This is a genomic window from Mucilaginibacter sp. SJ, assembly GCF_028993635.1.
In the GTDB taxonomy this organism is placed as follows: domain Bacteria; phylum Bacteroidota; class Bacteroidia; order Sphingobacteriales; family Sphingobacteriaceae; genus Mucilaginibacter.
Genome location: NZ_CP118631.1, coordinates 6703643 through 6715637, shown reverse-complemented (window position 1 = coordinate 6715637; position 11995 = coordinate 6703643). Strand labels below are relative to the sequence as shown.

Below are 11995 nucleotides of genomic sequence, written 5' to 3'. Positions count from 1 at the left end.
ATCTTTTGAATGACATTACGTCTCCAATTAAATCCTCGCTTATAACTTATTGCTTACTGTACGATCATGACAAGCAAAAAAGTGCTGATCGCCTGCGATTCGGCCAAATCGTTGATTGATTTTAGAGGTAAATTAGTTGAGCTGATGCGGAAAGAGCATACCGTTTATGCTTTTATCCCTGCGATACCGCCCGAGCAACGCGCAAAACTGGCAATGTTAAACATCGTTTTATTTGAAAACAATCTAAACGGAAGTAATGTATCGATCTTATCTGATCTGAAATATGCGTTGAAACTTTACCGGCTCATCAAACAGCTAAAGCCGGATGTTTTTTTTCCATACACCCTTAAACCGGTTATATATGGAACACTTGCAGCCAAACTGGGCGGCGTGCGAAAAATAACCCCGATGCTTTCGGGCCTTGGTTATAACTTTGTTAGCGGTAACACATCTTTAACAAGCAAAATTACCCGCTTCCTGCTTAGGTTCAGCCTTAAAAACAGACAGGGGTTGTCTGTCATATTTCAAAATAAAGATGATGTACAAACCCTGCTTGATTCTAAAATAATATCGGCAAAACATCAAACCGCGGTAGTTAACGGGTCGGGGGTTGATTTGAGCTACTATACCCCTACCCGGCCAGACATTAATAACATAAGCTTTATCATGGTATCCAGGCTAATCAATGCCAAAGGGATCCGCGAATATTTTGAAGCGGCGCAAATTGTATTTCTAAAGCACCCGCAGGTAACTTTCAAACTAATCGGATCCTATGATGATAATGTCGACGCTATTCACCCCGACTTATTTTCGGAGATAAAGCACCGGAGTGTAATTAACTACCTGGGCGCCGTTGATGATGTAAGACCATATATAAGCAGTTCATCTGTTGTTGTACTGCCATCATACTACCGGGAGGGAATTCCACGGTGTTTGCTTGAAGCCATGGCTATGGCGCGTGCCATTATCACCTGCGATTCTGTTGGTTGCAGGGAAACCGTTGAAACGTCACCCAACAGCAATGGATTTTTAATACCTGTAAAAAACACAGCCGAACTTGTGCATAAAATGGAGTATTTCATAACCAACAAGCAAGCTATCAGCAGTTTCGGTCTTAACGGGCTGGCCTTGGCAAAGGAAAAATTTGATGTGCATAAAGTAAATGCCATGATGATGCAGATAATGGACCTAAATTAATTAGCCGAAAATCAACAATACAAATTCATGAGAAATAGACTTAACTACGGAGACAGGCATTTTGAAGATTTCCGCGTTGCAATGCGTGATTACGGATGGGTTATTTTTGAGAATGCTTTAGACAGCGATTTTGTTGCAGTTATTAATGAGGATTTAAAGGAAGCGTACGTAAAACGACGAGCCATTCAGGAAAAAAATGGGATAAGCTCTAACATGGTCGGCACACTTCATCACCTTGTTGAAAAGGACAATTTCAGCCTGCCGTTTATTGAAAAAATGTATTGTGCCGATGAGATTGCTTATTTTTTGAGTGGTAATTATATACTGAATGGGTTCAATGCAGTAATACACACCCAGCAGCAACATCCTTATGTAAGTAACATGCATCGTGATGTACGCACCTTTATGGGCGATACCAAATTATTAGTGCAAATGATAGTTACCCTTGATGATTTTACCGAAGAAAACGGTGCTACCTATTTCCTGTCAGGCTCACATAAAACAGATATCAAACCTAATGGAACTTATTTCTATGAAACCGCCGACAGGGCTGTAACACCAAAAGGAAGCATCATCCTTTTCGACTCTAACATATGGCATGCCGCAGGCGAAAATAAAACAATTAAGCAACGCCGGGCATTAACGCTGGGATTTACCCGCCCTTTTATTAAACCACAAATGGACTATCCAAGGGTATTAGGCTACGACTTTATTGATAAGCTTAGCGCTGATCAGCGGCAGGTATTGGGTTACAATTCACGTATCCCTGAAAACCTGGATGAATATTATCAGCCCATTCATTTAAGAATGTATAAAAGCGACCAGGGATAACAACTTTATTTTTCACACTCAATTTACAGTCATGCAAAAAAATAAAGCCGCGTTAAAACCCATAGGCGGGTATTTGGAGCTGGAACTGCCCAAAGGGAATGAATACTACCCCGATTTGGTTAGGTTAAACACAGGACGTAATGCATTAGAATACATACTGATACAAAAAAAATACCATAAAATTTATATCCCTTATTTTACCTGCGATGTGCTACTTGAGCCAATTGCACGAACAGGTATTCAATACCAGTTTTATCATGTTGACCGGCAGTTAGATCCCATCATCGATTTTGAGATTGAGCCTGACGCCTGTTTTTTATATACCAATTACTTTGGCATAAAACAAACAAAAGCATTAGAGCTTAGCGGCAAAATCAAAAATCTTATAATTGATAATTCGCAAGCCTTTTTTTCAGAGCCCCTTGCCGGCATTGATACATTTTACTCGTGCCGTAAGTTTTTTGGCGTTCCGGACGGTGCATATTTAAGCATTAAGAGAAAGCTCGCTAAAAAATTGCCGGTAGATAGCTCAGTACAACGGTTTTCGCACCTGATAAAAAGCATAGACGCAGGTATAGAAGCCGGGTATTCTGACTATGTAAACAACAGCAAGGATCTGGAAAACAACGAGATCAGGTCTATGTCGTTATTAACCCAAAAGATGCTTTCAAGCATCAATTACAATGAATGTGTTTTTGCGAGGCAACGAAACTTTAATTTTTTGCATAAGCACCTTGCTCAATTTAACCTGCTTAAGTTTAACGCCGCTGATGAGCACACAGTACCATTGGTTTATCCTTTTTTAACAAACGACCGGCACCTAAAGGTCCATTTGATACAGAAAAAAATATACGTTGCCACCTACTGGCCCAATGTATTTAAGTGGACTAAGAAAAACACCAACGAAAATTACCTGGCCCGGTGCTTAGTGCCATTACCAATCGACCAGCGGTATGACCTTCAGGATATGTTTTATATGTTAAATACGCTAAGACTTTTTTTATGACCATTTCAGTTTACATACGCCCCCTTGTAATAGAAGATGCGTCCGTATCTTACGCATGGCGTAATGACCCATTGATATGGGTATATACGGGCTACAAACCCACTCATTATATTAGCTCGGAAATAGAAACAGCCTGGTTACGTGAAAAGCTGGCCAAGCCCGATCAGCTTAGATTTGCAATTTGTGTTAAAGAGCTTAATACATATATAGGTAATATCCAACTGCTCGATATTACTGATCATGATGCAGAACTGCACCTGTTTATTGGTAACAAACTTTACTGGGGTAAAGGAATTGGTTACCAGGCAACAGTACAGATGATACGATATGGCTTTTTAATAAAGGAATTGGATGAGATTTATTTAAAGGTACATCCTGCAAATATCGCGGCAATAACCGTTTATGAAAAGGCCGGATTTGAAATTACAGGTAAGGTAAATGATCTGATTACAATGAGTATTACCAAAAGTAAATTTGTTTGCCTTCAAAATCAACAGTCATAATTTACTATCTCCTAAACTTTAATTCAATGATTAAGATCTTTACCCTGCTCAATAAAGAGGAATGGATTTCTTACGTCGGTAATTCGGCCGAATATGATTTTTATCATACATGGCATTATCACTCCCTTGAAACAGCCGGAGATCCTGTTCTATTTATTTATGAAGAGTTAGACACCTTTATCGGCTTCCCCCTGCTTCAGCGAAAAATTCCGGGATCTGATTATAGCGACCTAACCTGTGTATATGGTTTTTCGGGCCCGTTTTCAAACAAAAAGATTGATGAGATAGATGAGGAACTGATGGAAAATTTTAAAAGTGCTTTCAACAATTTCCTTGTAAAGGAAAAGTATGTATCTGTTTTTGTAAGACTTCATCCTTTTTATAAGCAGCAAAAATTACTGGAGAAATTTGGAGGCGTTCACGAAAACGGAAAAACAGTAGTACTTGACCTTTCACTCCCCATTGATGAACAACGCAAAAAATACAGGCAATCAACTATGGATGCTATTAAACATGCATGGAAAAAGGGTTTCAGAATAGAAGACGAAACTAATACTGCCGGCATAAAAACCTTTGTTGAAATTTATACCGAAAACATGAAACGGGTAGGTGCCAGCAACTACTATCTATTTAATGAAAAGTACTTTTCAGAAATATTAAACACCTCCGAATATGACGCACGTTTATTAACTGTTTACTACAATGACACTGCAATTGCAAGTACCATAATAGTATTTACCAATGGCATTATCCAGGCTCATTTAGTAGGTACCCGTGCAGAATATTTACACCACAGCCCCACCAAATTCCTGGCCGACTCTATAACCCAGATAGGCAGGGAAAAAGGAATGAAATATTATAACCTGGGAGGCGGCCTTGGATTTAAGAACGACAAACTCTTTGATTGGAAATGCGCCTTCTCCGACTTCCACCTTGATTTTAAAACATGGAGGTATGTTGCCAACCCGGAAATATACCAAAAGCTTTTGCAGGATAAGGGCATTGAAGAAAATGCCGAAGTAGACTTTTTTCCGCTATATAGATACGCTTAAGATAATACCTAAATAAACCAGTTATGATATACCTCAAAAATTTGTTGTTCCAGGATAAGTTCCATTCAAGATGGCTAATCCTGGTAATTGACCTGATGGTAGTTTTGTTATCATTATGGACATCACTATATTTTAAAAACCGGCTTCAGTTTGATCCCATCAGTCTTTATTATATGCTTTTTTATTGCAGCAATGCGGTGCTGGTTTTTATGATAATGAAAATACATACATGTATTATCAGGTATTCCAACACACGCGATATGATGCGGATTTTAATAACCGTACTGGCAAGTAATGTTACGTTTTTGCTGTTTTATCATGTGTTCTTCGCTTTCTACCTTAAAATTGATGTCAGCGGATTGATGGATGTGCTGCTGATCAATTTCTTTATCACTTCGTCTATGCTGATGTGTATGCGTATTATTATCAAGGATGTTTTTAAATACATTGAGGCAACAAGCTATAAAGTTGAAAAAGAAAATGTACTGATCTACGGCTCCAACGAGCCTTCCATACTAATTAAAAATGCCCTTGAAGCACAAAAAGGATTTATACTCAATGTTCAGGGCTTTATCGACACCGGTGTTGACAGAATATCAAAATGCATTGAGCAAAAGCAGGTTTATCCTATCAAATCAATTGATATGCTAAAAAAACGCTACGATATAAAGTCAATGCTGATAACATCCGAGGATATAAAAATCGACGGAAAAAGAAAGGCGGTTGAAAAATGTATTGAACTTGGCATAAAAGTAATTGTTGTGCCGTCATCCGACCAGTGGATCAATGGCAAACCCAACCTAAATCAATTTAAAGACCTAAAAATAGAAGATCTGTTGGAGCGAAAACCCATAAAAATCTGCAATGAACATATTTTAGATGATATTAAAGGTAAAAGGATTTTGATCACGGGTGCTGCCGGTTCAATAGGTTCTGAGCTGGTAAGGCAAGTGTTAATGTATAGTCCCGAATTTGTTGTGTTATGTGACAGGGCCGAAACCCCGTTGCATGATATTCAAATGGAAATTGAAGACGGCTTGTACGGTAACCGCACCAGGATCTTTATTGCTGATATCCAAAATTCCGGTCGTATAAAAACACTGTTTAATTTATACAGGCCTCAAATAGTATTTCATGCGGCAGCTTACAAGCATGTACCTATGATGGAGAATAACCCGACCGAAGCTATTTTAACCAACGTATGGGGCACAAAAATCCTGGCAGATATTTCAATAGAATTTAATGTCGAAAAATTTGTAATGATATCAACAGATAAAGCGGTGCGTCCAACAAACATCATGGGGGCCTCAAAACGGATAGCCGAAATGTATATTCAATCGTTAAATAACCTGTTATTTGAAGAGCATTTTTTTAACTCTGATCCGTCAAAAGGTAACCAAACCAGGTTTATAACAACCCGCTTCGGCAATGTCCTTGGGTCAAATGGCTCCGTGATCCCCCGCTTTAAAGCACAAATTGAAAAAGGCGGGCCCGTTACCGTTACCCATCCGGATATCACAAGATACTTTATGACTATACCCGAAGCTGTACAGCTGGTACTTGAGGCAGCCGTAATGGGCAATGGAGGCGAAATATTTTTGTTTGACATGGGCGAACCGGTAAAAATTGCCGATCTGGCGGCGAATATGATAAAAATGGCCGGTCTTGTTCCGGGAAAAGATATCCAGATTGTTTATACCGGCTTGCGGCCCGGCGAAAAACTATATGAAGAGTTGTTAAATGCCGAAGAAGAGGTAATACCAACTTATAACAAAGACATCAAGATCTCCAAAAACATCCCGGTTAGTTACGCTAAGATCAACAATTTAATAAAGGATCTTTTGGAGCTCAACCTACATAATGAAGTTGATTTGATGGTATCGAAAATGAAAACCATATTGCCCGATTACATCAGCAATAATTCCCAATATGAAAAGCTCGACATAAAATTGATTGACAAACAAATGGTAAACTGAGCTTTTTTTTAATTTATATGATTAATCTTATATGTTTCCAATAATAATTTGCAGATTTAAGCAAATTATAACCTAAGATCCCATTTTCATCACGATGGGTAAAGCTGATGATTGTTATTTTTAAAGAGGAAATCTAATGTCCTTTGATCCGAATTCTGATTTTTCTGAGATAGCGTTCAACGTGACGGAGCATACTGAGGCCATGCTGGCTTATTGGGATAAAAACCTGATTTGCCGCTATGCCAATAAAGCTACGGCCGATTGGTTTGGGATAACCCCGGAGCATATGATCAATAAATCGCATCTTTCAGAAATTTTAGGAACATTATTTGAAATGCAGCTTCCTTATATTAACGGTGTATTAGGTGGTAAAATACAGGTTTTTGACCAGGTAATTCATTTGTACTCGGGCAAAGCTAAAAACGTGCGGGTAACTTATCATCCCAACTATGTTGAAGGTGAAATAAAGGGGTTTTATGCGCATATGGCAGACATTAGCCCGTTAAATAATAAATCTCACGATAATAAAACAGGAGTAGAAAAACTACCTGAGTTTGTAACTCAAAACGACCAGCTCCTTGAAAATGTTGCAAAAACACTAAATGAGAACCTGTTTATCGGATTTCCGAGTATCTCCGCACTTTCAAAAAAACATTTTGTATCTGAGTCAAAATTAAAAAGAGATTTTAAGCAAAGTTTCGGCAGAACTATTTTTTCCTATTACCGATATCTGCAAATGGAAATTGCAGACAGATATATCAGGGAAAAGCGCTGCAATAAAAACCAAATGGCAGTAATGCTCAATTTTTCCAATCCGTCAAATTTTTCGGCATGTTATCATAGATATTTAGAAGAAAAATCATCCGATGGTGAGCTCATCGAAACTCAAAAAGAAAATAATAAGCATAATAAAATGCTTATAGAACAGGCCCCTATTGCTATTGCCATGTTCAATAACCAGATGCAATTTATTGCTGCTTCAAAAAGATGGGTTGCCGAATACAAACTTGAAAACACAGGTTTTATTGGAAAAAGTATATATGAAGTTTTACCGGCTACAAAAAAGAAATGCGAAAAACTCCATAATCATTGCTTAAAAGGTAATATATATCAATGTGATGGCCTGCTCTTAAAAAAGAATGATGGTACCCGCGTTTGGCTAAAATGGAATATTCACCCCTGGTTTACAACTTCGGGAGAAACAGGCGGACTATTTATCCATACCGAAGATATTTCCAAAATTAAAGCCATAGAAAAAGAAAACAAACAGGCCGAGAAGCTTCTAAAAAGAGCCGCTGCCTTGTCAAAAATAGGTACCTGGACACGAGATCTGCTTACCCATACCATGCAATGGGATAACGTTATAAAAAGCATCCTTGAAGTACCTGAGTACTTCGTACCGGATATAAAAACGATATGGAAGCTTTTTAAACAAGGCAAAAGCGAGAGGCTCAGTAAAAAAGCTTTAAAAGACGCGTTAAAATACGGAAGCTCTTTTGATATTGAAGTTGATATGATAACTGCCAAAGGTAATTCAAGAAAGATAAGAATTATTGGTTATCCTGAATTTCAAAATAACAAGTGTAAAAAGCTATCAGGAATACTTCTGGATATTACTCCTCTTTCACCGTTTAAAATGGCCAACTTTTTAACGGATTGAGCTGTTTAGAAAAAAATTTTATCGCGATGATCTTCAACCGGAAGATAAAAAAATGAGAATTCGCCAATATTTTATGAATTTATGCGTTTACATTAGCGCTACGCACTAAATTTATCTTATTTTGAAAAAAAATACACCTTTAGTAAAATCAACTAAAATAACACTTTATTGGATGGATAACAGTTTAATAACTTAACTACCACTCACAAAAACTGGCAAATATTGGCCCCAAAAACGTGCAGAGCCATTTTTACTATTCCTAATTAGTGTGCATTAACGCCTTCTACAGGTATAATTTGGCCTTTTATAGGTTGATTAAGATAGGAAGTATACATAAATTTAATTCACAAACGATGATACGAATTATCAAAAAGGCCATCGCTTGTTTATTGATAAACGAATGTGAGCACTAAACATTAAACTAATGAATAACCTAAACTTAAATCATGATTCAGAAAAAGCCGAGACCCGATATTTATGATCATAAGTATCTATAAGTAATTTGCAGTTTATTATAACCTAAATTTAATTATGCTAACCAACTAAAAATTGACACCTAATCGAATCTAATCTTATGCACAGCAAAGTTTATTACCCTGTTAGCTCATATATCAATAACGATCAAAGATCTATTGGTATTAATGACACTCAAGATTTACATTTTGGCAAAATTGTAGAGCGAATTGTTAGACGTGACCATATGGGGATAAGTGAAATCGCCCGGAAGCTCAACGTAAGCCGCAGAACCTTATACAATTGGTTCAACACCAAAAGGCTTAGCTTTGATATAATTTGTCAGATCGGTATTGTTATTGAGCATGATTTTTCAAAGGAATTTCCCAATGAATTTGCCTTGAGATTTAACTCGCCGAATGCCGAAAAGGATATCGAAACACATGAAGCAAAAGACGCTCCGCTTGATGCCATATATTATTGGATGGACAAGTATATAAAATTGCTTGAAAAATTCAATGAAGCGTTGCGTAACGAAAACACACTAAAGCCAGATTGACAGCTTCCAGGTATCACAAAATTATTATATTGACAAAAGACCTTTACTTACTTTTTTTATATTGTTATAAGTTGGTTGCTGCAAAACAGCGATCAATTTTTGTTGCCTTTTGTTATACATCTGCGTCTACCTATTTCCCAGCCTCTGTACATACTGAGTATCCTAAGTCGGCCACTTTGGCTATTTTTTAAAATTCATCATAACATGCTTTTTAATTCCTTTGGGTTCGGAATATTTCTGATTGTGGTTTTTGTGCTTTATTGGTTTGTACTTAACCGAAAACTGCAACAGCAAAATTTGTTGCTGCTCGCTGCAAGTTATTTTTTTTACGCTTGCTGGGACTGGCGGTTTCTTTTACTGTTAATTTTTTCCACCCTTTTAGATTATTTTACCGGGCTAAAAATGTACCAGGCAAAAACACAAGGCCTAAAAACCTTTTGGCTTTGGTTAAGCATATCTGTAAACCTGGGCTTTTTGGGTGTTTTTAAATACTACAACTTCTTTGCAGCATCGCTTGCCGGCCTATGCGCCAGTATAGGGATTCATTTAAGCCCGTTTACTCTAAATGTAATCCTGCCTGTCGGTATCTCTTTTTATACATTTCATGGTTTATCATATGTAATTGATGTTTATAAAAACCGTATTAAAGCCGAACGGAACTTCATTGACTATTCATTGTTCGTAAGTTTTTTCCCGCTTTTGGTGGCGGGCCCTATCGAACGGGCAACACACCTTTTGCCCCAGGTGAAAACGAAGAGAGAATTTAACTACCAGGGGGCAATTAATGGGCTGCGGCAAATTCTATGGGGCTTGTTTAAAAAAGCTGTAATTGCCGATCAATGTGCCGACTATGCCAACATGATATTTGCAAATAGTTCGCATTATCCAGGCAGTACCCTGGTTTTAGGCGCTATATTTTTTGCAGTCCAAATCTATTGCGATTTCTCGGGATATTCTGATATGGCATTAGGCATAGCAAAACTTTTTGGATTTGAACTGCTGAGAAATTTTGCATTCCCGTACTTTTCAAGAGATATGGCCGAGTTTTGGCGCAGATGGCATATCTCACTATCATCATGGTTTAGAGATTACTTATACATACCTCTTGGGGGCAGCAAAACAGGCACCTGGCTCAAAGTAAGAAACACATTAATCATTTTCTTGGTTAGCGGCTTTTGGCACGGCGCCAACTGGACCTTCATCATCTGGGGCCTTTTAAATGCTTTATTTATTCTCCCTTCTATTCTTTTAAAAACAAACAGAAACCACCTCGAAATTGCAGCCAAAGGCAAAGCTATGCCAACGTTCACCGAATTCATGCAAATGGTGACCACATTTCTGCAGGTAATTTTTGCATGGATCTTTTTTAGGGCTGATAGTGTTACACAAGCATTTAAATACATTGGCCGGATTTTTTCAAGATCGCTTTTTTTCATACCTCAATTAGATGTTAATAAAGCACAATTGCTTGAAGTGATCATTCTTATTCTATGTTTTATAATAGTTGAGTGGCAGGGGCGGGAAAACCAATATGCCATTGAGAAGTTAAGCTGGTTAAAAAAAAGAGGGTACAGATTGACCTTTTACTATACATTGATTGTGGTGATTTTTTTATTTACAGGAAAAGAGCAACAGTTTATTTACTTTCAATTTTAAGCAATGCACCGCTTTTTAATTAAAACCATATCATTTGTTTTAGTGAGCTGCCTGCTCATATTGGCTATTGCCCTGATCCCGGGCTATATGGTAAATAAATTTTCAAAGTTTAGGCTAAAGAAAGACAATACTATTGCACTTTTTGGTCATTCGCATTCGGAATGTGCCTACAATGATACCCTGATACCCAAGTTAACCAATCTGTCGCACTCTGCCGAATCTTATTTTTACACCTTTCAAAAAGTTAAAAAATACCTGTCGCAAAATCCCCAGATAACTACTGTACTTATAGAATTTTCGAATAACCAAATTGACACAAAAATGGATGACTGGACATGGGGATATACCTACATGTCAAATATGTTTCCGCAATATGCCTCTTTTATGAGCCTGGCCGATTTTGAATTGCTGGCTAAGCACAATTCAAAATACTTTATGAATTGTATAGGCATAGCTGCGCGTACCAATTTTATTAAAGCGCTTTCATTTAACTACGATTATACAGGAAAAACAGGAGGGTATTTCAAAATAGAAGGTTCCAGGCTTTTACCTTCAAATAATCCGGCGGGCAAAAATATTAAAGCAGCATCAAATAAAAGTGCAATCTCAACAACCAATATTCAATATCTAAGGAAAATAATAGATTATTGCAACGGCATGCATAAAAGTGTCTTCCTGATCAGGAGCCCGCAACATCCTTTGTATGAGTACAGAAATAATGAGGCGGAGTTTTCATTGATCCGTGAACGTTACTTTGGCGATATGAAATTCCTGGACTTCAATAACTTTCCGCTAAAAAATGATGACTTTGCCGATTTTGGGCATTTGAATTTCAAAGGAGCTTTAAAATTTTCAGCATACATCAATCAGCGCATTATAAATGGAATGCTTAGTACCGGTAATACCGCATCCCTAAATCAGTTTGATAATAAAACTGTAAGTGGCAATTAATAAATAATATATCAAACAACTAACTAACAGCGCCCGGTACAAACGTATCGGGCTTTTTTTTGTCTTATAAAGAGCTTAAACTTTTTATATCCGATGGGCTGTTGCAGGAAGTTGCCGGCAATTTTGATAGCAGGTTAAAATAAAGCGCCGG

The 11995-nt window shown here is 37.5% G+C and carries 10 protein-coding genes; all 10 read left to right on the top strand.

The genetic code is table 11. The features are described from left to right. Positions 1-66 precede the first annotated feature (66 nt). The gene (locus MusilaSJ_RS27570; protein WP_274987953.1) at positions 67-1197 is read left to right on the top strand and encodes a glycosyltransferase family 4 protein; all 1131 of its coding nucleotides are present in this window, start codon (positions 67-69) and stop codon (positions 1195-1197) included. Between the two features lie 27 nt (positions 1198-1224). Further along, complete coding sequence (locus MusilaSJ_RS27565; protein ID WP_274987952.1) at positions 1225-2028, top strand: phytanoyl-CoA dioxygenase family protein; 804 nt, start codon at positions 1225-1227, stop codon at positions 2026-2028. A 31-nt stretch (positions 2029-2059) separates the two neighbouring features. Then, positions 2060-3034, top strand: a complete 975-nt coding sequence (locus MusilaSJ_RS27560) for a hypothetical protein (protein WP_274987951.1) — start codon at positions 2060-2062, stop codon at positions 3032-3034. Beyond that, positions 3031-3537, top strand: coding sequence for a GNAT family N-acetyltransferase (locus tag MusilaSJ_RS27555; RefSeq protein ID WP_090526775.1), 507 nt, complete (start codon positions 3031-3033; stop codon positions 3535-3537). Before MusilaSJ_RS27560 ends, MusilaSJ_RS27555 begins: the two co-directional genes overlap by 4 nt. 26 nt (positions 3538-3563) lie before the next feature. Further along, positions 3564-4589 carry a GNAT family N-acetyltransferase gene (locus MusilaSJ_RS27550; RefSeq protein WP_274987950.1) on the top strand — a complete coding sequence of 342 codons (1026 nt, stop codon included), beginning with the start codon at positions 3564-3566 and terminating at the stop codon, positions 4587-4589. Positions 4590-4612: 23 nt separating this feature from the next. Further along, entirely contained in the window at positions 4613-6565 is a 1953-nt protein-coding gene (locus tag MusilaSJ_RS27545) for a polysaccharide biosynthesis protein (protein WP_274987949.1), read from the top strand. A 136-nt stretch (positions 6566-6701) separates the two neighbouring features. Beyond that, a complete protein-coding gene (locus tag MusilaSJ_RS27540; protein WP_274987948.1) occupies positions 6702-8225 on the top strand; it encodes a PAS domain-containing protein in 1524 nt (507 codons plus the stop codon). Between the two features lie 574 nt (positions 8226-8799). After that, the gene (locus MusilaSJ_RS27535) at positions 8800-9237 is read left to right on the top strand and encodes a helix-turn-helix domain-containing protein (RefSeq protein ID WP_090526765.1); all 438 of its coding nucleotides are present in this window, start codon (positions 8800-8802) and stop codon (positions 9235-9237) included. 402 nt (positions 9238-9639) lie between these two features. After that, positions 9640-10893, top strand: coding sequence for an MBOAT family O-acyltransferase (locus tag MusilaSJ_RS27530; protein ID WP_274987947.1), 1254 nt, complete (start codon positions 9640-9642; stop codon positions 10891-10893). A gap of 3 nt (positions 10894-10896) precedes the next feature. Then, on the top strand, positions 10897-11844 hold the full coding sequence (locus tag MusilaSJ_RS27525) for an LB_356 family protein (protein ID WP_274987946.1): 948 nt from the start codon (positions 10897-10899) through the stop codon (positions 11842-11844). Positions 11845-11995: the final 151 nt, after the last annotated feature.

What these genes read in the sequence shown, in the direction of transcription:
- MusilaSJ_RS27570 (WP_274987953.1), top strand. Translation starts at nt 67, where the DNA reads ATGACAAGCAAAAAAGTGCTGATCGCCTGCGATTCGGCCAAATCGTTG.
- MusilaSJ_RS27565 (WP_274987952.1), top strand. Translation starts at nt 1,225, where the DNA reads ATGAGAAATAGACTTAACTACGGAGACAGGCATTTTGAAGATTTCCGC.
- MusilaSJ_RS27560 (WP_274987951.1), top strand. Translation starts at nt 2,060, where the DNA reads ATGCAAAAAAATAAAGCCGCGTTAAAACCCATAGGCGGGTATTTGGAG.
- MusilaSJ_RS27555 (WP_090526775.1), top strand. Translation starts at nt 3,031, where the DNA reads ATGACCATTTCAGTTTACATACGCCCCCTTGTAATAGAAGATGCGTCC.
- MusilaSJ_RS27550 (WP_274987950.1), top strand. Translation starts at nt 3,564, where the DNA reads ATGATTAAGATCTTTACCCTGCTCAATAAAGAGGAATGGATTTCTTAC.
- MusilaSJ_RS27545 (WP_274987949.1), top strand. Translation starts at nt 4,613, where the DNA reads ATGATATACCTCAAAAATTTGTTGTTCCAGGATAAGTTCCATTCAAGA.
- MusilaSJ_RS27540 (WP_274987948.1), top strand. Translation starts at nt 6,702, where the DNA reads ATGTCCTTTGATCCGAATTCTGATTTTTCTGAGATAGCGTTCAACGTG.
- MusilaSJ_RS27535 (WP_090526765.1), top strand. Translation starts at nt 8,800, where the DNA reads ATGCACAGCAAAGTTTATTACCCTGTTAGCTCATATATCAATAACGAT.
- MusilaSJ_RS27530 (WP_274987947.1), top strand. Translation starts at nt 9,640, where the DNA reads ATGTACCAGGCAAAAACACAAGGCCTAAAAACCTTTTGGCTTTGGTTA.
- MusilaSJ_RS27525 (WP_274987946.1), top strand. Translation starts at nt 10,897, where the DNA reads ATGCACCGCTTTTTAATTAAAACCATATCATTTGTTTTAGTGAGCTGC.